This window comes from Aeromonas sp. R2-1 (assembly GCF_040908425.1).
In the GTDB taxonomy this organism is placed as follows: Bacteria; Pseudomonadota; Gammaproteobacteria; order Enterobacterales; family Aeromonadaceae; genus Aeromonas; species Aeromonas caviae.
The window spans coordinates 64,912-90,992 of record NZ_JBFODR010000055.1 but is presented as its reverse complement, the minus strand read 5'-3'; the positions used below and the strand labels follow the sequence as shown (position 1 = coordinate 90,992).

The window sequence follows — 26,081 nt, the reverse complement described above, 5'->3', positions numbered from 1 at the left end:
GGGCCCTGTTTCTTTATCCGCGGCATGCCACAAATGCCCCCCCACTTGCATCGACTCCCCGCCCCTTCTACCCTGTGCCTCCTTTTTGGCTGCCCCGCAGCAGAGACCCGATCAGAGGAGCCCCGATGCACTCGTCCCCCGTATTGCGCCTTGCCACCCACGCCGACATGCACGCCATCTGGCAGATAGATGCCGATGTCTTCGGCGAGGATGTCTACCCCGGTTTCTTCTTTCGCCAGGCCATGGATCTGTGGCCCGAACTGCTGGTCGTCGCGGAACGGGAAGGCCGGCTGCTGGGCTATGCCCTGGGGGGGCTTGGTCAGGATCGGTCGCAGGGCTGGCTGCTCTCCCTCGCGGTGCGTCCCGAAGCGCGCGGCTTCGGCCTGGCCGAGCAAATGATGTTGCAGGTGGAGCAGGGACTGCTGAAACTGGAAGTTGAGCGGGTCAGACTGACCGTTGATCCCGCCAATCCGGCCCAGCGCCTCTACTTCAGGCTGGGTTATCAGCAGTTGGCAGAAGAGAGAGGCTACTTCGGGCCGGGCGAGGATCGCCTGCTGCTGGAAAAAGCCCTGACCTGACTATCCGTCACTGGCACGGGTGCCTTCCGGCCACATAATTGGTTACACTTTGCGGGTTTAATGCGCAATCTGGTTGGCGTAAAGTGCAATTCATCACCAGATTAATCCGATGCCCGCCCAGGAGGCCCATCATGTTCAAACGTATTGCTCTCGTCACCCTGCTGGCGGCCACCACCGCCATCACCGGCTGTGCCAACAGCGACGTCTACTCCGGCGATGTCTACACCAAGGATCGCGCCAAGCAGGTACAGACCGTCAGCTATGGCACCATCCTCTCCACCCGCCCCGTCAAGATCCAGGCCGATGAGAACTCCCTGATCGGCACCATTGGCGGCGCCGTGGTCGGCGGCCTGCTCGGCAGCACCATAGGCGGCGGTCGTGGCAGTGACATCGCGGCAGCCGGTGGCGCCATCGCGGGTGCGGCGGCCGGCAAGGCGGCAGGGGACAAACTCAACCAGGTTGACGGGGTCGAGCTCGAGATCAAGAAAGAGAACGGCGAATCCATCGTGGTAGTACAAAAGGCCAGCCCCACCTTTGTGCCTGGTGCCCGGGTCCGCATGACCCAGGGCAACGGCACCATCAACGTGGCCGTGGTGAACTGATAGCGCCGTTCAAGGTGCAACTGCCATAAAAAAGGTGAGCCCGGGCTCACCTTTTTGCGCTCTGCACTACAGAGGATTCACGCCCCCAGATGCAGCCAGGCCGCGATGGACAGCTGCAGGCTCACCAGGTCGGCATGGTGGAACAGGGCATGCAGTGATGCACGATCCCCGGCCACCTGCATCATCAGACGCTGTTGCGCCTGCAGGTCGGCCAGCCAGGAGGGGGGCACCGTCAGCGTGCCTGCTGCCTCGGCAACCAGGGATACCCCCTCGAGCAGGGCATGCAGCGCCCGTTGTTGTTCGCCAGCATCGTCACTCTCGAGCCAGAGCTGCTCATGATACTGCCAGTGCTGCAGACCCAGGGTAATGCTGGCCTTCTGATCTTTGCCCTCAATCCTTTGCAGGGGCTGCACGGCCAGTGGCTTGCCAAGCCCAGCCAGCCTGTATCCGCGCTGCGCCTTGGACTGGGCACCCAGCCGCAATCCTCCCAGCGCCGCCAGCTTGCTCGCTAGGGTGAACAGGGCGCGGGCATCGCCGGATTTCAGCTCCAGCTCCAGCTCGTCGATCCCGGTACGCCCCAGGGCACCGGCGATCTCCCCCTGATCCCAGGCCAGCTCGATCTCGGCATCTCCGAATGCGATCAGCCAGTGGCGGCGCAGGAAATCGGTGCTGAACTGGGCCACCAGACGGCTCTGGAGTTCATCGCGCACCGCCAGACTCGGCCAGATATCGGCAGGAAAGGCAGACAGGGTCGGAATGGTGCCCTCCACCGGGGCGTTGTACTCGGGTCTGGCGTGCAATCCGCCCACGACCTGCCCCCGGCACTTGATGGTCTGCTCGGAAAAATCATCGCTGCGACGAATGCGCAACCCCATCTCGAGCCCACGCAAACCCTGATCGGGCGTGTCGAAATAGACGTTGCCAAGAGCGGCTTGATTGGAAGAGATAATCTCTAGTGAATTCAGAAGGTTGGAGAGGGATTCTTGAATATTGCTGGTGACGAAAAACTTTATCTCGATCTCAGTTTGCATAGTCATTCCGGGCTGGCGGGCAACTTTGGGGGGCATGTTCAGGGTCGCGAGGATATAATGCCAACGACAGTTCACGATTAATTCACGGTTTTATTGATGGCACAGTTCGGTTACCATGCGCCCCTCATAAAATCGTATCGAGTGTTTTTTCACCGACACAGGTTTGGCCATGCCAGTAAATACTATTTTGGGTCTTTTTGCCAAGTCCCCCATCAAGCCGCTGCAGAAGCATATCGTCAAGGTTCACGTGTGCTGCGAACAGCTCATTCCCTTCTTTGATGCCGTTGCCGAAGACCGCTGGGAAGATGCCGAGAAGATCCGGCAACAGATCGCCCAGCTGGAAAAAGAAGCGGACATCCTCAAGCGCGAAATCCGCTTGAAACTCCCCCGCGGCCTGTTCCTGCCGGTCGCCCGTACCGATCTGCTGGAGCTCTTGACCCAGCAGGACAAGATTGCCAACCGTGCCAAGGATATTTCCGGCCGCATGCTTGGCCGCAAGATGGAATTCCCCACCGAGATGCGCGCCGATTTCATGGCCTATCTCAAACGCTGTATCGATGCGACCGCCCAAGCCGAAAAAGCCATCGGAGAACTCGATGAGCTGCTCGAAACCGGCTTTAAAGGACGTGAAGTTGAAATGGTTGCCGAGATGATCCACCAGCTGGATCTCATCGAGGACGATACTGACACCATGCAGATCGGACTGCGCCAACAGCTGCAAGCCGTTGAGCACAAATACAATCCGATCGACGTTATGTTCCTCTACAAGATCCTCGAATGGGTAGGTGACCTGGCTGATCAGGCAGAGCGCGTTGGCGCCCGTCTGGAATTGATGCTGGCTCGTTCGTAATCGACTGACTGGGTAAACACTACTAATGGACATTATCGCAAATTACGGCACCACCCTGGTGCTCGTGGCGGCCTTGTTCGGCTTTTTGATGGCCTGGGGCATTGGTGCGAACGACGTCGCCAACGCCATGGGCACATCGGTCGGCACCAAGTCCCTGACCATCCGTCAGGCGATCATCATCGCCATGATCTTCGAGTTCGCCGGTGCCTATCTGGCCGGTGGCGAAGTGACGGCCACCATCCGCAGCGGCATCATCGACAGCAACGCCTTTGCCGACACGCCGGATCTGCTCGTGCTCGGCATGATCGCCTCCCTGCTGGCTGCGGGTCTGTGGCTGATCCTGGCCTCCTATTTCGGCTGGCCCGTCTCCACCACCCACTCCATCATCGGCGCCATCGTGGGCTTCGCCGTGGTGAGCATCGGTCCGGAAGCGGTACAGTGGAACAAGTTTGGCGGCATCGTCGGCTCTTGGATCATCACGCCGGCCATCTCGGGCATCATCGCCTACTTCATGTTCATCAGCGTGCAGAAGCTCATCTTCAACACGGACAACCCCCTGGACAACGCCAAGCGCTATGTCCCCTTCTACATGTTCCTGACGTCCCTGGTCATCTGCCTGGTCACCATCAAGAAGGGGCTGACCCACGTCGGTCTGCACCTGAGCAATGGCGAGGGCGTCCTGCTCTCCGTCGCCATCTCCATCGCGGTGGCGTTTGCCGGCTGGATCTATATCCGCGGCCAGCAGTACAACCCGAAAGATGACAGCAAGATGCACTTCGCCAACGTGGAGAAGGTGTTCGGCATCCTGATGATCATCACCGCCTGTGCCATGGCCTTCGCCCACGGCTCCAACGACGTGGCCAACGCCATCGGTCCGCTCTCTGCAGTCGCCTCCATCGTGGCGGCCGGCGGCGAGATCGGCGGCAGCTCCCACATCGCCTGGTGGATCCTGCCCCTTGGCGGCATCGGCATCGTCATCGGTCTGGCCACCATGGGCGAGAAGGTGATGGCGACCGTCGGCACCGGCATCACCCACCTGACCCCGAGCCGTGGCTTCGCCGCCCAGCTGGCCACCGCCGCCACCGTGGTGATCGCCTCCGGCACCGGTCTGCCTATCTCCACCACCCAGACCCTGGTCGGTGCCGTCATGGGCGTCGGTCTGGCACGGGGCATCGCGGCCCTGAACCTGGGCGTGCTGCGCAACATCGTGGTCTCCTGGGTCATCACCCTGCCCGCGGGCGCCATCCTGGCCATCGCCATTTTCTACGTGCTGCAGGCCTGCTTCTCCTGAGCAGCCCACGCCGCACGACAAAAAGCCCGGGTCATTGACCCGGGCTTTTTTATGCTTCGCCCATATTACGCCGTCGATTGAGCGTCGATCGGCTGCGGCGTTTACTCCTCGATGAAGGTCCACTCGTCGCGCACCCGGCTGATGGCATCGAGCCGCCGCTTGGCAAGCTGCTCGCGGATTGCCTCCCCTTTGAAGCCGGCCGCCACTATCTCCTTGACCGGCACAGCCTGCGCCGCCTCCAGGGCCTGAGCGACATAGTCCGGCTGACTGTAGACCTTCTCTTCGAAGCCGGTACGACCGTGGAAGTCGGCGCGACAGGCATCGAGCAGCTGGGCAAAGCGCTCCGGTCTGCGCCAGGCATCGGCCTTGTCGAATACCTTGAGCAGGGTCGCGGGCTTGAGCTCGAAGGCAATGTGGATATGGGTGTGCAGGTCGCTCACCAGCAGGGCCAAATCGCGACACTCGTTCGGCACCCGGAAGCGCTCGCAAAAATCCCGAATGAGCGGCAACCCCTTCTGACCATGGCCGTGATGGCTCGGCCAGAAGGCGGGCGGAGTCAGCCCCTTGCCAAAGTCGTGGCAGAGGGACGCGAAGCGCACGGTCAGTTCGGGGGAGAGACGACATGCCTGCGCCAGCACCATCATGGTATGGATGCCGGTGTCGATCTCCGGGTGCCATCTGGCAGGGGCCGGCACCCCGAACAGGGCATCGAGCTCGGGGAAGAGCGCCTTGAGGGCGCCGCATTCGCGCAGCACCTCGAAGAAGATCTGGGGTGTCGGCCCCAGCAGCACTTTTTCCAGCTCCTTCCAGACCCGCTCCGGGGTCAGGTGGGCCAGCTCCCCAGCCTCCGTCATCTCGCGCATCAGCCCCAGCGTCTCGGGGGCCACCACGAACCCCTGGGCATGGAAACGGGCGGCGAAGCGCGCCACCCGCAGGATGCGCAGGGGATCCTCGGCAAAGGCCGGCGAGACATGGCGCAGCAACCGCGCCTCCAGATCCTGCACGCCGCCGTAGGGATCGTGCAGTTGCCCGTCCTCATCTTCGGCGATGGCGTTGATGGTGAGATCCCGGCGCAGCAGATCCTGCTCCAGCGTTACCTCGGGGGAGGCATGGCAGACGAAGCCGGTGTAACCCTGCCCCTGCTTGCGCTCGGTGCGCGCCAGGGCGTACTCCTGCTGGGTTTTGGGGTGAAGAAAGACCGGAAAGTCTCGGCCCACCTGGGTGAATCCGAGACCCAGCATCTGCTCCACCGTGGCGCCGACCACCAGATGATCCCTGTCACCCTGGGGCAATCCCAACAGGCGATCCCGTACCGCCCCTCCGACCAGATAAATCTGCACGCGCACTCTCCCTCGATAAACTTGCCCCGATGATACCGCTTTTGGCCAAGAGAGACGATGTGCACCCGTCGCACCAGGCTCGCCATCACTCGGCCGGGCGGCTGCTTCCCGCTATCGTCCCGAGCGACTCAGCCCGTGGTTCGAGCCAGCTCCCCTTATGGTATCCGGGTCTTTGACTTCCCTTTTGGGAGGCTTTAACCTGCCGCCCATAACAATGGAATGGATCCTTATGTACACACAGTTCTTCGGTCTGTCGGAGCCCCCGTTCTCCATCTCGCCCAATCCCAAATACCTCTATATGAGCGAGCGTCACGGGGAGGCCCTCGCCCACCTCAACTACGGGTTGCAGGACGGTGGCGGCTTCGTGCTGCTGACCGGGGAAGTGGGTACGGGAAAAACCACCGTCTCCCGCTGTCTGCTGCAGCAATTGCCCGCCGACACCGAGATCGCCTACATCCTCAATCCCTCTCTGACCGAGCGGGATCTGCTGGCCGCCATCTGCGACGAATTCCAGTTGCCCTACGGCGAAGAGGCCAGCCTCAAGCAATTGTTCGACCTTATCCGGGATCATCTGCTGGCAAATCTGGCGGCAGGCAAGCGCAGCGTGGTGCTGGTGGATGAAGCCCAGCACCTGCTGCCCGGCGTGCTGGAGCAGTTGCGACTGCTCACCAATCTGGAGACAGACGAGAAGAAACTGCTGCAGGTGGTGCTCATCGGCCAGCCCGAGCTGCAACAGATGCTGCGCCAGCCCCTGTTGCGCCAGCTGGCGCAGCGGATCACCGCCCGCTATCACCTGCTGCCGCTGTCGCGCCAGGATGTGGATGCCTATGTCCGCTTCCGGTTGCAGGTGGCAGGCTGCGTCCAGCCCATCTTCACCCCCAGGGCCATCCAGACCCTGCATCGCCTCTCCGGGGGCATTCCCCGTCTCATCAACCTCATCTGCGACCGCGCCCTCATCGCCGCCTTCGCCCGTGGCAGCCACAAGATAGTGCACGGGGACATCAGCCAGTCCGCGTATGAGGTGAGCGGCATTCGCGACGAGGGAAGCTGGCAATCCGGCCTCACGGTCGCCCTGGTGGGCACCCTGCTGGTCGCCACCGGCTGGTGGGGCTGGCAATTCTTCGGATTCTTCCCAGCCCGCCCCCTGGTCAAGGTTGAGGTACCGGTCAAGGTGGATGACACGCCGGAGCAGCAAGCCCAGCTGACCCGCGCCATCAATCAGGCGCTGGAGCCGGACGTCGCCATGCAGAATCTCTACAAGGTATGGGGCTACCAGGCCGAGCTGGAGGAGGCAACCTGCGACAATGCCCCCCGTGCGGGCCTGCGCTGCCAGGAGGGAGAAGCCTCCCTGGCGCAATTGCAGGCGTTGCAATACCCGGCCCTCATCAGTCTCACCGACGAGACCGGCGGCCTCTATTACGCCACCCTGGTCAGCCTGGGGGCGGACAAGGCTTCCCTGCTCATCGGCAACCAGAGCTGGCAGGTGGACAGGCAGTGGCTCTCCGACGCCTGGGGCGGCAGCTACACCCTGCTCTGGCGCATGCCCAGGGGCAACGTGCCCCTGATAGCGAGCAATGCCGGGGCTGCCCAGGTGCAGTGGCTGGACAACGCCCTTAGCCGCGCCATGCAGCAACCCGATCGCAAGGTGAGCCGCTTCGATGCCACCCTCAAGAACAAGCTGCAACAGTTCCAGCGCGAGCAGGGACTGACCCCGGACGGCATCGCCGGCAGCAACACCCTGCTGCGGCTGAATGTGGCCTCCGGCGAACCCATGCCCAGGCTGGAGGATGAATCCCTGCGAGCCAGCACGCCGGTCGATCTCGACAGCGTGGCGGATGATGAGACGGATCCCATGGTCGAGGAGGCCTCCTGATGTCCACCCTGCTCAAGGCCCTGCGCCGGGCCGACCAGCCCCAGTTCACCCCCCATATGCCGCTCATGGGTCTGCCCGTGAGCCAGGAAGAGGAGCCCAACCGCCGCTGGATCTGGTGGGCCCTGGTGCCCCTGGCCCTGGTGATGGGCGCCGCCGCCAACTATGGCTGGCACCTCTATCACCTCAAACCCGTGGAACAGCAGGTCGAAGTGAAGGAAGTGGTGACTCCCCCCTTCGTGCGGGTCGAACCCAGGCCCATGATCACCCGGCCGCTGCCGCCCCCCTTGCCGGAGCCCGTGGTCGCTCCAAGACCTGCCGCAACCCCGGCTGCGACTACCGCAAACCAGGGGGGGCAGAGTCTGGCAGAACGGCTGATGGCCGCCCTCAACAACACGCCGCTGGTGGAAGAGAGTGCGCCCCAGGCTCAGGTCCAGACCAGTGCCATCCCCCTCGGCGCCCTGGCCCCGGCCCTGAAACAGCAGGTACCGTCCCTGACCTATGGTGCCCACAACTACTCCTCCGACCCGGCCAAGCGGGCCGTCGTGCTCAATGGACGGGAGTGGCGCGAGGGCAATGAAATAGCCCCCGGTGTCATCCTGGCAGCCATCGCCCAGGACTACATCGTCCTGCAGGTCGGCGGCCAGTATGCCAGCCTCAAGGCGCTGCAAGACTGGCGCGGCTGATCTGCCGGCATCCGGTGGCCCTCCCCCGGGAGGGTCACTGCCCATTCTGAGGGAGCCCGAGAGCTCCCCTTTTTAATCAATAACCTACACTCGACCTTTGCCATGCGCCGGGTCGGGGATCGCCCTCCTGATGGCGGGCGGACTTATCATCAGAACATGAGCACACTGTGAGCCACTCAGACAACACCACCTTCGCCACCCGCATTCTGGACTGGTACCAGATCCACGGCCGCAAGACCCTGCCCTGGCAGCAGGACAAGACCCCCTACCGGGTCTGGGTCTCCGAGATCATGCTGCAACAGACCCAGGTTGCCACTGTCATCCCTTATTACGAGCGGTTCATGGCCCGCTTCCCCGACGTGCTGGCCCTGGCCAACGCCCCCATCGACGAGGTGCTGCATCACTGGACCGGGCTTGGCTACTACGCGCGCGCGCGCAACCTGCACAAGGCTGCCCAGCAGATCCGCGATCTGCACGGCGGCCTCTTTCCGGAACAACTGGAAGAGGTGATGGCTCTGCCCGGCATCGGTCGCTCCACCGCCGGGGCCGTGCTCTCCCTCTCTCTGGGCCAGCCCCACGCCATCCTGGATGGCAACGTGAAGCGGGTACTCACCCGCTGGCTGGCGCTGGCGGGCTGGCCGGGCCAGAAGCAGGTCGAGCACGATCTCTGGGAGCTGGCGACCCGCCTCACCCCGCGCGTCGGGGTGGCCCAGTACAACCAGGCCATGATGGACATGGGGGCCACCGTCTGCACCCGCAGCAAGCCCGCCTGCGAGCGCTGCCCGGTGCAGGCCGATTGCCAGGGGCTGTCGCAGGGCAACCCCACCGCTTACCCTCACAGCAAGCCGAAGAAGAGCATTCCGGCACGCAACGGCATTATGCTGATCATCCGCCACGGCGATCAGCTGCTGCTGGAGAAGCGTCCGCCGCAAGGGATCTGGGGCGGGCTCTACTGCTTCCCGCAGGTGGAATCCCTCACCGAGGTGACCGGACGACTGCGGGAGTTGGGGCTGGAGGATGCCGCCTATCAGGAGCTCGCTGGATTTCGTCACACTTTCAGTCACTTCCACCTCGATATTCGCCCTTTGCTGATCGAAATGGCTGTTCCGCCCGCCCCCCTGCTCATGGAAGCGGATACCCGACTCTGGTATAACTTACGCCATCCTGCCGAGGTGGGATTGGCGGCGGCCACGGCCCGTCTGCTCGCCTACCCGGACTTACAACCAGACTTGCAACCACAGAGGTCAACATGAGCCGTACCGTATTTTGCCTGCGCCTGAAGAAAGAAGCGCCGGGTCTCGATTTCCAACTCTACCCCGGTGAACTCGGCAAGCGGATCTTCGACAACATCAGCAAGGAAGCCTGGACCGAGTGGCAGAAGAAGCAGGTCATGCTGATCAACGAGAAGAAGCTGAACATGATGAATCTCGAGCACCGCCAGTTGCTGGAAAAAGAGATGGTCAGCTATCTGTTCGACGCGGGTGAAGTCCAGATCGACGGTTACACCCCTCCCAGCCAGTGAGCGGGAATCGAGTCAAAGGGCCAGCGTCCCCCTGAGTCGTCGACATGCCGCAGGGTGACACCAATCCTGGCTCAGGCCAGTCAGTGACGGGCGGCCCCACCGCCCGGTTTGAGGATCTTATGGGTCGTTTTTTTGGGCTGCTGTGCGCCCTGCTGTTTCTCTCTGCCTGTTCATCCACACCCCAGACCAGCGGGAGTGGCGATGATGATCTGGTCAACGGCAAGGACGTGCGCGGTTTTGAACACATGATCAGTGCGCTCTCCCATAACGTGAACGAGATATGGGGGCGCGAGGCGCTGTTCGCGGGCAAGTTTGACTACGTCAAATACACGGATCAGTACAAGAGCCGCGCCCACATCGATTTCTCCAGTGGTCACATCATGGTGGAAACCGTCTCGGGTCTGGATCCCCGCGCCCACCTGCGCCGCGCCATCATCGAAACCCTGCTAACCCCGGACGATCCGGCAGAGGTCGACCTCTATTCCGACCGTGAGATCATGCCAGGTGGCGAGCCCTTCCTCTATGGCCAGGTGCTGGACAACCAGGGACAAGCGATCCGCTCCAGCTGGCGTGCAGAGCGTTATGCCGACTATCTGATCGCCAACGCGATGAAGAAGCGCACCCTCGGGATCCGCAACATCTTCTTCATCGACATTCCCATGGTGGCCAACCACGAAGACAGGCGCGGCTACAAATACGCCAGCATCATCCGCGATGCCTCCCGCAAGTACGGGGTCGCCGAGAGTCTCATCTACGCGGTGATCAAGACCGAGAGCAGCTTCAACCCCTATGCGGTCAGCCACGCCAACGCCTATGGCCTGATGCAGGTGATCCCGGCTACCGCTGGGCGGGATGTCTATGTGAGGGTCAAGGGCAAGGATGGCCAGCCGACCAGGGAAGATCTGTTCAATCCGGCCTACAACATCGATGTGGGGACCGCCTACCTGCACCTGCTGCAGACCGTCTATCTGGCGGATATCCAGGATCCCCAGTCCCGCCGCTATGCGGTGATCTCCGCCTACAACGGTGGTGCGGGAGGGGTGCTCAACACCTTCTCCAACGATCGCAAGGCGGCCCCCGGCATGATCAACCGCCTCTCCCCCGAGGCCGTCTATCAGGTACTGACCGAACAACATCCCAAGGCAGAGGCTCGCCGCTATCTCTACAAGGTCAATCAGGCCGAGAAGGGGTTCAAGCGAACCGTCGCAAGCCGGGCTGGCTGATGGCATGCAAGAAGGGCGCTCCTGGAGCGCCCTTCTCATTTACTGTGGCCAGAAAGCTTACTTGGCGATGAAGCCACCCTTGCTCAGGGGCGCAGCCCCCACCTTCTCCAGGTGTTCCACCTCGACTTCGGTCTTGTTCCAGCTGTGGTCCACCTCGCCGCGCACGCGGATCAGATCGTCAGGGCCTACCTCGGTACCGCGCCACACGTCACCGTCCACCTCCACTTCCACCTCGCCGCTGTCGTCACGGAACAGGTAGTTTTCGCCACCCAGGTGTTTGACCAGTTTGCCTTCCAGGGTCACCCACTGATCATCGGCCACGTCTTTCAACTGGGCGACCGATACCTTGTTCTGCTCCTTGGGGCCGGTGTAGGCCGCCATGGCGAAGGAAGAGACGGACATCAGGGCCACCAGGGCGATTGCTTTTGCGTTGTTCATTTCATGCTCCTGTCTTTGCTGTATGAGGGCATCTTGCCCGGGGGCGCGTGAAACAAACGTGAAGCCTCCCCATTCAGGGAGGAGTGATGTGATCGCAAGCGATTAAATGGCCACGGCATGCTGCAAAAATGTATTCGAGTGGATACCTTTTCACCTGGCCATGCGGGTTCCCAGCCCGCCGCCATCGAGGAACAGCCCGCAGGCCCGCCCTGCCCCATCCATGAGAACAGCTACATGAACAAATGGCTTTTGTGTTTATTGGGTCTCTTCGCCCTCACGGCCCATGCCGCCGAGACGCGTCCCCCCTTCTCCCGCATCGTGATGTTCGGCGACAGCCTCTCCGATACCGGCAAGATGTACGACAAGATGCGCGGTTACCTCCCCTCCAGCCCGCCTTACCATCAGGGCCGCTTCTCCAACGGCCCGGTCTGGCTGGAGCAGCTCACCCAGCACTTCCCGGGCCTCGCCATCGCCAACGAGGCGGAAGGGGGCGCCACTGCCGTGGCCTACAACAAGATCTCCTGGAACCCCAAGTATCAGGTCATCAACAACCTGGACTACGAGGTGACCCAGTTCCTGCAAAAGGATGGCTTCAAGCCCGACGATCTGGTGATCCTCTGGGTCGGTGCCAACGACTACCTGGCCTATGGCTGGAACACCGAGCAGGATGCCAAGCGGGTGCGCGACGCCATCAGCGATGCGGCCAGCCGCATGGTATTGAACGGTGCCAGGCAGATCTTGCTGTTCAACCTGCCGGATCTGGGCCAGAACCCCTCGGCCCGCAGCCAGAAAGTGGTCGAGGCAGCCAGCCATGTCTCCGCCTACCACAACCAGCTGCTGCTGAATCTGGCACGCCAGTTGGCTCCCACCGGCATGGTGAAATTGTTCGAGATCGACAAGCAGTTCGCCGAGATGCTGCGCGAGCCGCAGAACTTCGGCCTGAGCGACACCGAACACGCCTGCTATGGCGGCGGCTATGTGTGGAAGCCCTTTGCCTCCCGCAGCGCCGCCACCGACAGTCGACTGGCCCCCTTCAATCCCGAGGAGCGCCTTGCCATCGCCGGCAACCCTCTGCTGGCTCAGGCCGTCGCAACGCCCATGGCGCGCCGCAGTGCGGGCGAGCTGAACTGTGAAGGCAAGATGTTCTGGGACCAGGTCCACCCCACCACAGTGGTACACGCCGCCCTGAGCGAGCGGGCTGCCGCCTTCATCGAACAGGAGTACGAATTCCTCCCTCGATAACGGAGGCCATCCTGCCAGGGCCGGCGCCTAGCCGGCCCTCTTGCCGACAAGGGCAAGCAATCCATATGACACCCATCACAGATTCGAGTCACGGTTCCCCGGCGGTCTTCTGTCTCCACTATGATGCAGATGGATATCACAATATGTTTTATATCAGTTGCTTGTAGATCGAGAAAAGCGAGCTACGTTTAAACGTGTTGTGGTCGAACACAGGCCCAACCCACGAGGCGAGGCGACATGAATTCGCGCTCCCCACACACAAGATTGCAGAGGCATCTATGAACAAAACACTGATTACCTTGCTGGTTTCAGGCTTGCTTGCGGCCAACGCCCAGGCAGCCGGACAAGACAACACCTGGTATGGCGGTGCCAAACTGGGTTGGTCCAACTTCTACGGTGTCGATGAAAGCAATTCCATCGCCATCACCGACAAAGACGACGATGAAGTCGGCGCCGGTGCCTTCGCCGGTTACCAGATCAACCAGAATCTGGGTGTCGAACTCGGTTATGACTACCTTGGCAAGCTCAAGTACAGCGGCACCCGCAATGGCGCGGCCTTCAATGACTCCGTGCAAGCCCAGCTGGCCCAGCTCACGCTGAAACTGGGGTTCCCGGTTGCGGACAATCTGGACCTTTACGGCCGTGTCGGGGGCGGCTATGGCTGGACCGACAGCGATCAGCTGGAAAACGACAGCCGCTTCACCTTCGTCGGCGCGCTCGGTGCGGAGTATGCCCTGAGCCTGGATTGGGCAGCCCGCCTCGAATACCAGTACAGCACCCCATATGGCAGCCGTGACGATACCGGCCTGCGCATGGACAACGGCCTGCTCTCCCTGGCCGCCGTCTATCGCTTCGGTCAGGTTGCACCGGCTCTGCCGGTCGCAGCTCCCGCCCCCGCGCCCGAGCCCGTGATGGTCGACAAGCAGTTCACCCTGAGCTCGGACGTGCTGTTTGACTTCAACAAGGCCACCCTCAAGCCCCAGGCCGGGCAGGCGCTGGATACCCTCTACAGCCAGATTGAAGAGGCCAGGCCCAAAGACGGGTCGGCCACCGTCATCGGCTATACCGACCGCATCGGCTCCGAGGCCTACAACCAGAAGTTGTCCGAGCAGCGTGCCCGGACCGTGGCCGATTACCTGATTGGCAAGGGCCTGCCGGCCGGCAAGGTCAATGTGGAAGGGCGTGGCAAGCAGTCTCCCGTCACCGGCGACAGCTGCACCAGCAAATCCAAGCGCGAGCTGATCGTCTGCCTGGCCCCGGATCGCCGGGTAGAGGTCAAGGTACAGGGCGTCTCGGAAGTACAGCAATAACGACGACCCCAAACAAAACGGGAGGCCATGGCCTCCCGTCTTTTTTTATGCTTCCTCAGATGCGCGTGCGTACATCCGCCGCAATCTGATCGAGCAACAGTTGCCAGCCCTGTCCCAGCTCGTTCACCAGGGCGCCATACCCATCGGCAGGCAGCACCCGCTCCTGCTGGAAGGGAACATCTCTCAACACGACCCCCTCCTCCGTCAGCAGGCGCCAGCGACCGCTGAGCAGGGCGCGGCCGTCGTGCCGCCCCTGGAAACGCTCGACCGAGATGCTCAGCACAGGCCCCTTGCGGGCCCCGTCCTGACGCACCACCCAGCCAGGCAAGCGGCTGGAGAGGCCATTGAGGGTCAACTGGTTCAACTGGGCATCGAGGGAACCTGCCCAGCGATGGTACTCGGCAAAGTGCAGCTCCTTTCCCTCCAGCTGATAGACCAGGCTCATCCGGTCAAGCTGACCGGACAGGGCGACGGGGCGCAGCACCAACTGGTGCTGCGGCTTCGCCGTGGTGACACTCGACGGCGCCGTGTCGGCATCCAGCGAATAGTAATGCAGCGTCGTCGGTGCACTGCCACATCCCGCCAGCAGGCCCAGCAAGGCCAGCGTCATCATCCGTTTTTTCATCATTTTCCTCGCTTGGGCTCGGGATCCCGCGGACGAGCGCGGTCAAAGATCAGCGAACTCGGCTGCTCGTTCAGTGAATGGACCAGAGGTTGCAACTCGCTCATCAGCTGGTTGAGGGATTGCACCGACTGACGCAGCTCCTGATTGGTCTGGGAACCGGCATCATAGGTCTGCAACGTCTCCTGCAACTGCTTGAGGCTCTGGTTGAGGGAGGCCGGCAACTGCTGGGTCGACTGCTGGCCGGTAAACTGCTCCAGATTCGCACTCACGGCACTGACATGCTTGAGCGTCTTGTCCAGCGTCATCAGGGTGCTGTTGACCTGAGTAAGGGTGGTGGCCATGTCCATGTCGACGAACTTGTCGAGGATGAGGTTCACCTTGCGTTCGATCTGATCCAGCCCGGCCTGGGCAGTCGGGAAGACCTGATAGCCCGCCATCTTGAGCGGCTGATAGACAGGCGCATCCGGATAGAAGTTCAGATCGATCACCTTGCCCCCCGTCAGCAGGCTGGCGGTCTTGAGGCTGGCCCTCAGCCCTTCCTTGAACTGCTTGTTGAACAGGGCCCGCCACTGCTCCTTCTCCGCATTGGCATAACGGTGGGAGAGACGCTGCACCTCGATGCGCGCCAGCACCGGGATCTGCCGGCTCTTGAACAGCTGGACGCCCTTGTCGTCGATAAGATAGGGAGCCGAGATGACGGTACCGACCCGGATGCCGCGATACTGTACCGCCGCGCCGGGATGCAGCCCGCCCACATCATTGTCGAACAGGAAGACATAGTCGATGAACTGATCCAGGCTACCGGCCAGCACGCTCTCCTCGTCCTTGAACAGCACGAACTCGTCGTTCTGTTTCACCGGCTCCCCCGGCAACCAGCCGGGAGGCAGCCCCATGGTGATGCCGCCGTTGATCAGGCTCTCCAGCGAGTCCATCTTCACCTTCATCCCCTCGCTGCTCATGGAGACCTCGAAGCCGGGCGTCAGCCAGAACCGGGAGTTGCTGCTCACCAGGACGTCATAAGGCGCGTTGATGAAGAGCTGGTACTGCATCTCGCTCTTCTCGGGCAGGAACTTGGCCTCTTCGACCTGGCCGATGGTGAATCCCTGATAGCTGATGGGGGAGCCCGCACCCAGCGCGTTGGCATCCCGGCTGGACAGGGAGAGCCGCAATCCCTTGGCATCCAGGGATGCCAGGGGTGGCCTGTCCAGCATGGCGTATTCGCTTCGCGCCCTGCCCTTCTTGCCGGGAGAAAGCTCGATATAGGCACCGGAGAGCAAGGTGCCAAGACCGGAAACGCCCTCACGCCCGACCCTGGGCTTGACCACCCAGAACTGGCTGTCTTTCTTGAGCATGCCGGCGGCGGCATTGGTCAGGCGAGCCTTGAGCACGGCATGGCTGTAATCCTCGCTGAGCTCCACCGTCTCGATACGGCCCACCTCCACTTCACGAGAACGGATCACCGTCTTGCCCGCCACTATGCCCTCGGCGGTCGCCACCGTCAGGGTGAAGCTCGGCCCTTGTGAATACCAGTGCTGGAACAGCATCCAGGCGCCGATGAAGAGGGCCAGCAAGGGCACCATCCAGATAGCGGCAGCCGAACTCATGAAATCAGAGCCCGGTTTCCACCTTGTCTTACGCTCACTCACGTTCGCGTTCTCCTTGTTGTAAATCCCAGATCAGGCGGGAATCGAAACTCATGGCAGCCACCATGGTGACCAGTACGACCCCGGCAAAGGCGACGGCCGCAGGGCCAGGGTAGATGGTCATCAGATTGTCGAGCCGGATGAGACCGGCCAGGATGGCCACCACGAAGACGTCGATCATCGACCAGCGCCCCACAAATTCGGTCATGCGATAGAGTTTGAGCTTGCCGAGGGGAGATGCCCCCTGGCCGCGCTGCACCACGTAGCAGAGCCACAGCAGCGCCAGGATCTTCACCAGCGGCACCACCACGCTCGCGAAGAAGATGACGGCGGCAATGGGGTAGGAGCCCATGGCCCACAGCAGCACCACCCCGCCCATGATGGTCGAGGGGCTGTCATCCCCCAGGAACACGGTGTCCATGATGGGATAAAGGTTGGCTGGGACATAGAGGATCACCGAAGTGATCAGCAGGGCCCAGGTGCGGTTCAGACCACCCGGCTTGCGGCTGTGCAGGTGATCCCCGCAGCGAACGCAACTATGGGCATCCTGCTCGTTCAGGGCGCCGCAGATGTGACAGCCCACCAGACCGCACGACAGGGCGCTCTCCTCGGGATCCAGTTCCCTCGCCGCCGTCGGGCCGAACAGCCGCTGCCACAGCCACATCCGATCCAGGGAGGAGATCATCTTGATGAGCAGCAGGGTGTAGCCAACGAAGGCCCAGAACGACAGCCCCATCTTGATGTCGGCCATCCCCATCAGCTTCACCAGAGAGATGAGCACGCCGATGAGGAAGACGTCCACCATCAGCCAGGGCTTGATCCGGCACAGCAGGCGGCCAAGGGAGCGCAGGGCCTTGCTGTGCAGATCCTTGTCCAGGCGCCACAGCACCAGCATGATGGAGCCGATATAGACCAGCGGCAACCCGATCAGGGTAATACTCAGCACGGCCCCGAGGAACAGGTAGCCTTGATCCACCAGGGTGGTGATACATTGCAGGAAGGTCATCTCCTGCCCCACCCCCTTGGCCGAGAACGACATGAAGGTAAAGGCGTTGGAGAGCACGAACATGATGATGGCCGCAAAGCCATAGGCGATGGGCCTGCGCTCCTGCTCAGGCAGATGACGAGTCAGGGTATGGCCGCAGCGCGGACAACTGCTCGTCTCCCCCACGGCCAGCTCGGTGGCCGGCACCAGCAGGTCACACTCTTCGCAGGCGGTCGCGTCATGGGTATAGGTGGGTGGATGTTGGTGTGAAACCGGATGCAAGATAAGACCCCAGCATGAGGCCCGCCACGGGGCCAGAGCCGCCAATTATTGCAGCAGCGGCCCCTGCCGACCAGCCCTGTCGTTGTCCATCCTGCCCGGGTGTGAGAATGACTTTGACAAGGCAGTGACCATTTAGCACAATCAAACGCCACTTTTTTTCCGCGGGACAATAATTTATGACAACTGAATCCCCAAGCTACTCCACTATCGAGCAGGCCTTCTCCCTCGGGAACGGGCAAGATTCTGCCCTCAACTGGTTGCGCAAAAACCGTAGCCAGGTCGCCATCTTCCTGGTGAGCGGCATCAAGCTAGAAGGGACCATCAGCGGTTTTGACCAGTACAGCGTGCTGTTGACCGATGCCCATGGCAATCAGCAACTGGTCTACAAGGCCAAGATTTCCACCATTGCCATGCACTCCGGCCGTCCTGCCGTCAGCATCCAGCGGGCCCGCAAGCCACGGGTTTCCATGGCACCGCGCCCCCATGGCGCCCCCAGCCGTTATGACGACAACCAGGGTGGTGGCAGCGAGCAGTAAATCTCTCCCCCGCCCATCCTGACGGTGTCGCTGCGTCAGCCAGTGACATCTGCTCCCCACTCTCATGTTTCGCCTGTCCCGTATGAGAGTGGGGCTTCTCTCCCGAGCCGGTTGTTGACCCGCTCGTCTTCGTCACTCAGCAGGTCAACCCGACCGGTTTTCCCTCTCTGACCATGCAGACCTGCATGCCGGCCGCTTCACCGGCCTGTGCGCCTATGCCCGTGTCCTCGAACACCAGACATTGACCGGGCTCGACCCCCAGGCGTCGCGCCACCAGCAGGAAGGTGTCTGGATGGGGTTTGTGCAGCTCCACGTCGTCGGCGGTAACCACCACGGGGAAATACCGATCCAGCCCTGTGTTGCGCAGCACCGCTTCGGCATTGATACGGGGGGAGCCTGTCCCTATGCCCATGGGGATCCGGCCGTGATAGCGTTCCACCAGATCCAGCATGGCCGGGAAGGGGGTGGCCTTGTGCAGGTTGGCGACATAGTGTTCGGTCTTGCAGCGTGTCACCACCAGGGGATCCAGCGCGATCTGCTGCACTTCGGCCACCAGCAGGGCTATCTTGCGGCTGGGCATGCCTCCCAGCTCATAAAACCAGTCGGCGTCGAACCGAAAGCCAAACTCGCGGGCGGTGTGCTCCCAGGCGGCCAGGTGCAAGGGCATGGAGTCCACCAGAGTGCCGTCGAGGTCGAAAACCAGGCCTTGAAATCCGGATAGGGTCATGGTGCAGGATCTGTCTGTGAAAAATGGGCCCCCATTCTAGCCAGAGCGCGGGCGCATCGCCATGCGCCAGATGGCGAGAAACGCTTGCCACCTCATTTATACAGGGCGGCGTGGATCTGAAAGCCCGCACGTATACAGGTCAGCATGGATCTGATGCCGGGCAGGCAGCCCCCACGCAGGTGTCAGCGATAGGCCAGGGTACAGGCCCGCCCTTGTGATTTGGCGTGATAGAGTGCCTGATCCGCCTGCTCGGTCAGGGTTTGCCACTCCTTGTCCGATGACGGGACCAGATAGCTGAACCCGATGCTGACGGTGAGTGTCGCCGCCACCCGGGAAGCCGGATGGGGAATTTGCAAGGCGTCAAGGCCGTGGTGGATCTGCTCCGCCAGCCGCTCCGCCTCTCCCGGCTGCGGTGAACACAGCAGGATGACAAACTCCTCCCCCCCATAGCGGGCCACCAGGTTGGTACGCCGCCGCTCGGTGTCCTGCAGCAGTGCCGCCACCCGCTGCAGGCACTGATCCCCCTTGCCGTGGCCGAAGTGATCGTTGTAGGACTTGAACTCGTCCACATCGATCATCAGCACCGCCAGCACGCCCTGATGGCGGCGAGCCCGCTCCCACTCCCGCTCCATGGTGATGTCCCATTGGCGGCGGTTGGCGATGCCAGTCAGGGGATCTTCCAGAGACAGCAGGGAGAGGCGCCGGTTGGCCTCCTCCAGCGCCCGGTTGGTATCGGCCAGTTGCCGGGTCCGCTCCTGCACCCTCAGCTCCAGCTCCCGATTGAAGCGCTCAAGCTTCTCCTGGGTGCGCTGGCGGATCAGCAACTGGGAAAGCACGGCGGCATACTGCTTGAAGATCTCGCTCTGATACGCCTTGAGGGGGCGCCGCCAGAGCAGGTTGTCGGCGGCAATCCAGCCGATGGGGGTACTCCCGTCCCAGAGCGACACCATGGCGTTCCAACCGCGACCCACCTCCTGCTTCTCGTAATAGAGAGGCGTGTCCTCCAGCACCAGGACATAGTCCTTGCGACGCAGCGCCTCCTGCACCGTGGGGTGATCCGGAATGGGGCTGATGAAATGGCGCTCGTCGATGAGCTCACCCGCCTCGTTGGTCCCCCAGGTACCGTGCATGGTCTTGAATTCACTGTCAGTCAGGAAGATGGCGATGCGATCGAACTGCAACTCCTGGCGGGCCAGTGCCACCGCGTCGTGCAGCAGACGATCCTCGCTCTCGCAGCGGGAGAGCTTGACCCCCACCTGATGCAGCGCCTGCAGCATGCTGAGGAAAGAGTCCTGCAGGGCCTGGCTGCGCACGAGGTCTGCCTGGGTGTGGAGCCGCTGATCCCGCTCCAGATCCACCTGTCCCGCGAGTCGCCGACTCTCGAGCTCGGCGGCGAGATAATGCATGAGCAGCTGGATACTCTGCTGCTGGCGTCTTGGCAGGCGATCGAGACGACGGCGGGTTTCCAGATAGACCACAGCCTCCAGCCCCTTGTGACGCTTGAGGGGGAAGCTGGCGCGCAGGCGCGGGATCTCGGGTTCGACGCTCTCCCGCTCCCAGATGGCACGGGTCGGCGCGATGGGCTCCACCAGCAACTGGCCGAGCGCAAGGGAACGTTCGATGAAGAGGATGGGCAACTCGAGGGAAGAGAGGACGTCAGCGCTCAGGCAGAGCAGACCCTGTTCCGGGCGATAGTGATAGAGCTGGGGCGTCGGAGCACGCAGCCACAGATAGATCTGTTCAGCCTCTGTTTTTTCCCTGACCGCAGACAAGGTCACTTCACAGAGATGTTCAAAACTGGTGAAGTGCTCCGGATCCCATTCTTCCATGCCAAATCATCCTTGGTTGTATCCAAGCGAGTATATCGGCAAAGCCCGGCCATTAATTGACCGGGCAATCAAAAGCGAGATCCAGAGCCCAGTTTTTACAACAGATTTAATGCCTGCATGGCACTGCGGATGCGCTCGCGGGTGGCCTCGGAGAGCGGCATCACCGGCAGACGGCACTCTTCGCTGCACAGACCCAGCAGAGAGACCGCATACTTGGCCCCTGCGGGGCTCGGCTCGGCGAACATGGCCTGGTGCAGCGGAATGAGCTTGTCCTGCAATTCGCGGGCAGCTTGCCACTCACCGGCCAGCGCTAGGTTCTGCACCTCGGCCACCAGCTTGGGGGCCACGTTGGCCGTCACCGAGATGCAACCCTGGCCACCACCGATGTTGTAGGCCACGGCGGTGGCATCTTCACCGGAGAGCCAGGCAAACGGCTTCTTGATGAGCTGGCGTTCAACCCAGGGGCGGGCCAGATCACCGGTGGCATCCTTCACGCCGGCAATGCGCGGCAACTCGGCCAGACGGGCCAGGGTCGCCGGCTGCACGTCAACGATGGCGCGGGGCGGAATGTTGTAGACGATGATGGGTTTGGTGGTGGCGTCGTGCACCGCCTTGAAGTGGTGGTAGAGCCCTTCCTGATTGGGGCGGTTGTAGTAACCGGCCACATGCAGGGTGGCATCCGCTCCCATCTGCTCGGCATAGCGGGTGTATTCAATGGCTTCAACCGGGTTGTTGGAGCCTGCACCTGCGATCACGGGAATGCGCCCGGCCACCAGCTTGACCACCAGCTCCACCACGCGGCAATGCTCATCGTGGGTCAGGGTCGGGCTCTCCCCGGTCGTGCCGACCGGCACTATGCCATGGGTTCCCTGCTCTATGTGCCACTCCACCAGGCGAGCCAGTGCGGCCTCGTCCAGCTGGCCCTGTCGAAATGGGGTGATCAGGGCAACTATCGAACCTTGAAACATGGGATTTCCTTCTCCTAAACAGATGGATTGGTCAATAAAAAGCCCCGGTACGGGAGTCGCTACCGGGGCTTGAATCGTCTCAGGGATGAGAGGTTACGCGCGCACGCCAGCAGGCCCGATTGTCAGGCTGTGTTTATGCTTTCGTTTCGATACGCATGACCGCATTGCATCATCTCTGGGTAAATAGGCGTCTGGGCATATTTCGGGAACACGGCATAAATGTCAAGGCGAAAGCGGCCATGTATAATGGCCGCCCAAAAATGCGTGGAGAGACCCAATGAGCCGTCCTGTCAGTGCCGTCAGTCAGATGCTGGAACGTAACCAAGCCCTCTTTGTCGGCAAGCGGCTGTTGGTGTGCGGTGCCCTGGAGGATGATTATCCTCGTCAACTGGCCGAGCTGGCACAAAGCCTGACCGTCTTCACCACGGATTACTGCTATTACCGCACCCAGCAGGCCGTTCTGGGAGACGCCATCCTGTTCGATCACCAGCTGGGTGGCGCCCCCCGATTCGATGCCCTGCTGCTGCTGATGCCCAAGGCCAAGGCCGAGGCGCAATACCTGCTGGCCATGATGACGCCGCTGCTCGAAAGCGGGGCCGACCTGTTCCTCGCCGGCGAGAACCGGGGCGGCATCAACGGGGCAGACAAGCTGCTGGCACCTTATGGCGAGAAACCGATCAAGCGCGACTCTGCGCGCCGCTGCTCTCTCTACCACGGCACGCTCGACAAACCGGTCGTTCCCTTCGAGCTGGACGCCTGGTTCAGTCGCTATGAGTGCCAGGCGGGCGACACCACCCTGACCGTCATGGCCCTTCCCGGGGTCTTCAGTGCAGACGGCCTGGATCTCGGCACCCAGATGCTGCTGGCGAGCCTCCCCCCCGTAACGGGCAAGCTGCTCGACTTTGGCTGCGGCGCCGGCGTCATCGGTTCCATGCTGGCCAAGCGCAACCCGGCCCTGGCCGTCACCATGGTGGATATCAATGCCCTGGCACTGGAGTCCAGCCGCCGAACCCTGGCGGTCAACGGTCTGAGGGGACGTGTTCATGCCTCCGATGTCTATTCCGACATTGCCGAAACATTCCAACAGATTGTCTCGAATCCCCCCTTCCATGCCGGGCTCAAGACCTTCTACGCCGCCACCGAAACCTTCCTGGCAAAGGCACCTGAGCACCTGACCGCAAATGGCGCCCTGACCATAGTCGCCAATGCCTTCCTGCGATACCAGCCTATACTGGATGCGCACTTCAAACAGACCGAGGTGATCGCGGGCGATGCCAAATTCAAGGTGTATCTGAGCAAAGCTTAAAGAAGTGCAACGGTTGTAATAAAACAAGTAGAGAGTGCCAGACGGGATCTGTTAAGGTACCAAGAAAACGTTTACCACCCCTTTAGGGGTGTTTTTTCGCAGCAACATGAAAACCTTTTCAACATCATGATCTCAGGGAGAGAACGACGATGGCAGGCATACTCACCATGATACTGGCAGGCGGTGAAGGTACCCGACTGCAACCGCTGACCACCACCCGCAGCAAACCCTCCGTACCCTTTGGCGGCAGTTACCGGTTGATCGACTTCGTGCTCAACAACTTCGTCAACGCCGACTTCCTGCGCATCTATGTACTCACCCAGTTCAAGTCCCAGTCCCTTTATCTGCACATGAAGAAGGGCTGGAACATCGTCGGCATCACGGATCGCTTCATCGACCCCATTCCGGCCCAGATGCGAATGGGCAAACGCTGGTATGACGGCACCGCAGACGCCATTTACCAGAACCTGCGCTTCATCGAGATCTCCGACCCCGAGCACGTCTGTATCTTCGGCTCCGATCACATCTACAAGATGGACGTGAGCCAGATGGTGAGCTTCCACAAGCAGAAAGCGGCCGCCCTGACCGTCGCGGCCCTGCGCATGCCCATCGAGGAAGCAAGCGCCTTCGGGGTGATCGAGGTGGATCAGGAAGGGCGCATGATTGGCTTTGAAGAAAAGCCCCGTCACCCGAAACACATCCCCGGCGACCCCACCCAGGCCCTGGTCTCCATGGGCAACTACATCTTCGAGACCGAGGCCCTCTATCGGGAGCTCAAGCGGGATGCCGCCGAGGAGAACTCCAGTCACGATTTCGGCAAGGACATCATTCCCAGCCTGTTCCCCCGTGCCCCCGTCTATGTCTACGACTACAGCACCAACGTGATCCCGGGCGAGAAGCCCAACGTCTACTGGCGCGATGTGGGGACGCTCGACTCTTACTGGCAGGCACACATGGACCTGGTGGCCGACGATGCCCCCTTCTCTCTCTACAATCGCAAGTGGCCGCTGCACACTCATTACCCGCCCCTGCCCCCCGCCACCTTCATCGATACCGACGACTGCAAGGTCAAGATCGCCAACTCCCTGATCTCCGGTGGCTGCTTCATTCAGGGCAGCCAGATCCAGCGATCCATACTGGGATTTCGCTGCAACATAGGCCCCTGCAGCCACATCAGTGAATCCGTGCTGCTGGGGGATGTGAAAATCGGCGAAGGTTGCTCCATTCGCCGCGCCATCATCGACAAAAACGTTGAAATTGCACCCGGCACCGTGATCGGTGAGAATCTGGACCATGACAGAGAGCGGTTTACCGTATCCGAAGGCGGTATCGTCGTGGTACCTAAGGGAGCAAGAGTTGGCTATTAACCCACTGAAAATCCTGTTTGTAGCCTCGGAGGTTGAGGGGCTGGTGAAGACCGGGGGCCTGGCGGATGTGGCCAAGGCCCTGCCGCAGCATCTCGCCCGTCAGGGGCACGATGTGCGCATCATTATGCCCTTCTACAAGACCATCAAGCGCCGGGACGAGGCCACCCTCCTCGCCTCGCGCTGGCTCCCCACCCCCCAGGATCGCAGTGATATCAGCTATCGCATCCATCAGCTGGAACTGGACGGGATCTGCGTCTATCTGCTCGATTGCCCGCACTATTTCGACCGCCCCCAGCTCTATGCCGAGAACAACCAGGCCTATCCCGACAACGGTGAACGCTTTGCCTTTCTGGCCGCGGCGGCCCTGCATGCGTGCGAACAGCTGGGTTTCGCTCCCGACATCGCCCACTGCAACGACTGGCACACCGGTCTGCTGCCGCTGCTGCTGAAAACCCGTCATGCCCACAACCCCTTCTTCCAGCGCACCCGGTCGGTCATCAGCATTCACAACGCGGCCTTTCAGGGCGTGTTCGATCGCCAGCAGTTCTGGGCCGTGCCGGAAATCCACGACTACGAGCAGCGCATCAACTACGACTATGGTCACATCAATCTGCTCAAGTGCGGTGTGCTCTACGCAGACAAGATCAATGCGGTCAGCCCCAACTACGCCAGCGAGCTGCTGACACACCTGGGCGCTCACGGCATGGCCAGCGTATTCCAGCAGCGGGCAGCTGACCTGCGTGGCATCCTCAACGGCTGTGACTATCAGGACTGGGATCCCGCCTTCGATCCCCTGTTGCCCGCCACCTATGATGCCGACAACCTGGATGGCAAACACACCTGCAAGCGCATCCTGCAGCAGGAAACGGGGCTCCCCGTTGGCAACCTCCCCATCTATGGCATGGTGTGTCGACTGACCGAGCAGAAAGGAGTACACCTGCTCATCCCTGCACTGGACAAATTCTTGCAGCACCAGGTTCAGGTAGTGATCGTTGGCTCCGGTGATCCCTCTCTCGCCGCCCAGTTGCAAAGCATTGCCCAGCAGCATCCCGACAAGTTTGCCTTCATCAATGCCTATGACGACCGTCTGGCCCACCTGGTGGAGGCCGGCGCCGACTTCTTCCTGATGCCTTCTCTGTTCGAGCCATGCGGGCTCAACCAGATGTACAGTCTGGCCTATGGCACCCTGCCCCTGGTGCGGGCCGTCGGCGGATTGAAAGATACCGTCGTGGACTGGGATGCCGACCCGACGCACGCGACCGGTTTCTGCTTCAACGATCCCACTGCCAGCACCTTGCTCGATGCCATGCGCCGCAGCCTGCTCCATTATCTGCAGGAGCCGGCACGTTTTGCCCGTGTGCAGCACCACGCCATGAACACCCGCTTCGACTGGGCAGACTCCGTCATCCTGTACGAACAGATGTATCAGGATGCGCTGGCCACCGTCTGACGCCGATTGCTGAAGTTTTGTGCCCTTGGCACGCCTTTATCCGTCAACAGCGAAAAAAGTCCCCTTTGGCTGTTGACGCTCCCCCAAAACTCTATAGAATCCCCCACCGCAGTGATGCGAAGGTGGCGGAATTGGTAGACGCGCTAGCTTCAGGTGTTAGTGTCCCACGGATGTGAGGGTTCGAGTCCCTCTCTTCGCACCATACTGCAACATGCTCTTATCAGACGGCATGTAAATTCAGACTGATAACCCGATGTGCGAAGGTGGCGGAATTGGTAGACGCGCTAGCTTCAGGTGTTAGTGCCCCCCGGGTGTGAGGGTTCGAGTCCCTCTCTTCGCACCATGCTTTTGTCAGACAGCATGTAAATCCAGACTGATAA

Annotated in this window: 23 protein-coding genes, 2 tRNA genes and 1 pseudogene; 17 read left to right on the top strand and 9 right to left on the bottom strand. The window is 61.6% G+C overall.

The genetic code is table 11. From position 1 onward, the window contains the following. Positions 1–125 precede the first annotated feature (125 nt). Both AB5Y80_RS20315 and AB5Y80_RS20310 read left to right on the top strand, forming a co-directional pair. Positions 126–578 (top strand): N-acetyltransferase, encoded by a 453-nt coding sequence (locus tag AB5Y80_RS20315; RefSeq protein WP_042014844.1) that lies wholly within the window; start codon positions 126–128, stop codon positions 576–578. Positions 579–709: 131 nt separating this feature from the next. After that, the gene (locus tag AB5Y80_RS20310; protein WP_010675734.1) at positions 710–1,180 is read left to right on the top strand and encodes a glycine zipper 2TM domain-containing protein; all 471 of its coding nucleotides are present in this window, start codon (positions 710–712) and stop codon (positions 1,178–1,180) included. Positions 1,181–1,257: 77 nt separating this feature from the next. On the opposite strand, the gene AB5Y80_RS20305 is transcribed toward AB5Y80_RS20310, so the two are convergent. Then, positions 1,258–2,211 (bottom strand): CYTH domain-containing protein, encoded by a 954-nt coding sequence (locus AB5Y80_RS20305; RefSeq protein ID WP_323888312.1) that lies wholly within the window; start codon positions 2,209–2,211, stop codon positions 1,258–1,260. A gap of 169 nt (positions 2,212–2,380) precedes the next feature. Between AB5Y80_RS20305 and AB5Y80_RS20300 the strand changes: the two genes are divergently transcribed. Both AB5Y80_RS20300 and AB5Y80_RS20295 read left to right on the top strand, forming a co-directional pair. After that, the gene (locus AB5Y80_RS20300; protein ID WP_010675736.1) at positions 2,381–3,061 is read left to right on the top strand and encodes a TIGR00153 family protein; all 681 of its coding nucleotides are present in this window, start codon (positions 2,381–2,383) and stop codon (positions 3,059–3,061) included. 25 nt (positions 3,062–3,086) lie between these two features. Further along, positions 3,087–4,352: an inorganic phosphate transporter gene (locus AB5Y80_RS20295; protein ID WP_010675737.1), complete on the top strand. Its 1,266-nt coding sequence runs from the start codon at positions 3,087–3,089 to the stop codon at positions 4,350–4,352. 101 nt (positions 4,353–4,453) lie between these two features. Here the strand turns inward: AB5Y80_RS20295 and AB5Y80_RS20290 are convergent, their stop codons facing one another. After that, on the bottom strand, positions 4,454–5,692 hold the full coding sequence (locus AB5Y80_RS20290; RefSeq protein ID WP_041211726.1) for a multifunctional CCA addition/repair protein: 1,239 nt from the start codon (positions 5,690–5,692) through the stop codon (positions 4,454–4,456). Positions 5,693–5,921: 229 nt separating this feature from the next. Here AB5Y80_RS20290 and AB5Y80_RS20285 point away from each other — a divergent pair, with 229 nt between their 5' ends. The 5 genes from AB5Y80_RS20285 (at position 5,922) to mltC (ending at position 10,993) form a co-directional block, all read left to right on the top strand. Continuing rightward, positions 5,922–7,565: an ExeA family protein gene (locus AB5Y80_RS20285; RefSeq protein WP_368173455.1), complete on the top strand. Its 1,644-nt coding sequence runs from the start codon at positions 5,922–5,924 to the stop codon at positions 7,563–7,565. Beyond that, positions 7,565–8,248, top strand: coding sequence for a GspB family T2SS assembly factor variant ExeB (exeB, locus tag AB5Y80_RS20280; protein WP_010675740.1), 684 nt, complete (start codon positions 7,565–7,567; stop codon positions 8,246–8,248). The genes AB5Y80_RS20285 and exeB overlap by 1 nt, the downstream gene beginning before the upstream one ends. Positions 8,249–8,415: 167 nt before the next feature. Beyond that, positions 8,416–9,501 carry an A/G-specific adenine glycosylase gene (mutY, locus tag AB5Y80_RS20275; protein WP_042014850.1) on the top strand — a complete coding sequence of 362 codons (1,086 nt, stop codon included), beginning with the start codon at positions 8,416–8,418 and terminating at the stop codon, positions 9,499–9,501. Next, a complete protein-coding gene (locus tag AB5Y80_RS20270) occupies positions 9,498–9,770 on the top strand; it encodes an oxidative damage protection protein (protein WP_010675742.1) in 273 nt (90 codons plus the stop codon). The genes mutY and AB5Y80_RS20270 overlap by 4 nt, the downstream gene beginning before the upstream one ends. A gap of 119 nt (positions 9,771–9,889) precedes the next feature. Next, positions 9,890–10,993, top strand: a complete 1,104-nt coding sequence (mltC, locus tag AB5Y80_RS20265; RefSeq protein WP_010675743.1) for a membrane-bound lytic murein transglycosylase MltC — start codon at positions 9,890–9,892, stop codon at positions 10,991–10,993. Between the two features lie 57 nt (positions 10,994–11,050). Here mltC and AB5Y80_RS20260 read toward each other — a convergent pair whose 3' ends face one another. Continuing rightward, a complete protein-coding gene (locus AB5Y80_RS20260; RefSeq protein ID WP_039040598.1) occupies positions 11,051–11,431 on the bottom strand; it encodes a YgiW/YdeI family stress tolerance OB fold protein in 381 nt (126 codons plus the stop codon). Positions 11,432–11,665: 234 nt separating this feature from the next. On the opposite strand from AB5Y80_RS20260, the gene AB5Y80_RS20255 reads away from it, so the two are divergent. Further along, entirely contained in the window at positions 11,666–12,673 is a 1,008-nt protein-coding gene (locus tag AB5Y80_RS20255) for an SGNH/GDSL hydrolase family protein (protein WP_324045493.1), read from the top strand. A gap of 278 nt (positions 12,674–12,951) precedes the next feature. Continuing rightward, positions 12,952–13,983, top strand: a complete 1,032-nt coding sequence (gene ompA / locus AB5Y80_RS20250; RefSeq protein WP_041211729.1) for a porin OmpA — start codon at positions 12,952–12,954, stop codon at positions 13,981–13,983. Between the two features lie 55 nt (positions 13,984–14,038). Here ompA and AB5Y80_RS20245 read toward each other — a convergent pair whose 3' ends face one another. The 3 genes from AB5Y80_RS20245 to AB5Y80_RS20235 are packed head-to-tail and all read right to left on the bottom strand — an operon-like array spanning position 14,039 to position 17,518. Beyond that, on the bottom strand, positions 14,039–14,608 hold the full coding sequence (locus AB5Y80_RS20245; protein ID WP_042864902.1) for a membrane integrity-associated transporter subunit PqiC: 570 nt from the start codon (positions 14,606–14,608) through the stop codon (positions 14,039–14,041). Then, positions 14,608–16,254 carry an intermembrane transport protein PqiB gene (pqiB, locus tag AB5Y80_RS20240; RefSeq protein ID WP_069651939.1) on the bottom strand — a complete coding sequence of 549 codons (1,647 nt, stop codon included), beginning with the start codon at positions 16,252–16,254 and terminating at the stop codon, positions 14,608–14,610. The genes AB5Y80_RS20245 and pqiB overlap by 1 nt, the downstream gene beginning before the upstream one ends. After that, complete coding sequence (locus AB5Y80_RS20235) at positions 16,247–17,518, bottom strand: paraquat-inducible protein A (RefSeq protein ID WP_041211730.1); 1,272 nt, start codon at positions 17,516–17,518, stop codon at positions 16,247–16,249. Before AB5Y80_RS20235 ends, pqiB begins: the two co-directional genes overlap by 8 nt. A gap of 176 nt (positions 17,519–17,694) precedes the next feature. On the opposite strand from AB5Y80_RS20235, the gene hfq reads away from it, so the two are divergent. After that, positions 17,695–18,054 (top strand): RNA chaperone Hfq, encoded by a 360-nt coding sequence (gene hfq, locus AB5Y80_RS20230; RefSeq protein ID WP_039040603.1) that lies wholly within the window; start codon positions 17,695–17,697, stop codon positions 18,052–18,054. Between the two features lie 136 nt (positions 18,055–18,190). Here the strand turns inward: hfq and AB5Y80_RS20225 are convergent, their stop codons facing one another. From AB5Y80_RS20225 to dapA, 3 genes are all read right to left on the bottom strand, one after another. Beyond that, positions 18,191–18,781: an HAD family phosphatase gene (locus tag AB5Y80_RS20225; RefSeq protein ID WP_043152842.1), complete on the bottom strand. Its 591-nt coding sequence runs from the start codon at positions 18,779–18,781 to the stop codon at positions 18,191–18,193. A gap of 182 nt (positions 18,782–18,963) precedes the next feature. Beyond that, positions 18,964–20,610: a diguanylate cyclase gene (locus AB5Y80_RS20220; protein WP_041213957.1), complete on the bottom strand. Its 1,647-nt coding sequence runs from the start codon at positions 20,608–20,610 to the stop codon at positions 18,964–18,966. Positions 20,611–20,705: 95 nt separating this feature from the next. Then, positions 20,706–21,578 (bottom strand): 4-hydroxy-tetrahydrodipicolinate synthase, encoded by an 873-nt coding sequence (gene dapA, locus AB5Y80_RS20215; protein ID WP_039040606.1) that lies wholly within the window; start codon positions 21,576–21,578, stop codon positions 20,706–20,708. A 277-nt stretch (positions 21,579–21,855) separates the two neighbouring features. Between dapA and rsmC the strand changes: the two genes are divergently transcribed. The 5 genes and pseudogenes from rsmC to AB5Y80_RS20190 all read left to right on the top strand — a co-directional run bounded on the left by rsmC (position 21,856) and on the right by AB5Y80_RS20190 (position 26,044). After that, positions 21,856–22,884: a 16S rRNA (guanine(1207)-N(2))-methyltransferase RsmC gene (rsmC, locus tag AB5Y80_RS20210; RefSeq protein WP_368173454.1), complete on the top strand. Its 1,029-nt coding sequence runs from the start codon at positions 21,856–21,858 to the stop codon at positions 22,882–22,884. 146 nt (positions 22,885–23,030) lie between these two features. Beyond that, positions 23,031–24,251: pseudogene (glgC, locus tag AB5Y80_RS20205) on the top strand (glucose-1-phosphate adenylyltransferase); the annotation flags it as partial. Then, positions 24,241–25,701 (top strand): glycogen synthase GlgA, encoded by a 1,461-nt coding sequence (gene glgA, locus AB5Y80_RS20200; protein WP_039040607.1) that lies wholly within the window; start codon positions 24,241–24,243, stop codon positions 25,699–25,701. The pseudogene glgC and the gene glgA, both read left to right, overlap by 11 nt. Positions 25,702–25,817: 116 nt before the next feature. Then, positions 25,818–25,903 (top strand) — tRNA-Leu (locus AB5Y80_RS20195). A 55-nt stretch (positions 25,904–25,958) separates the two neighbouring features. Then, positions 25,959–26,044: transfer RNA gene (locus AB5Y80_RS20190), tRNA-Leu, on the top strand. The last annotated feature ends 37 nt before the right edge of the window (positions 26,045–26,081 follow it).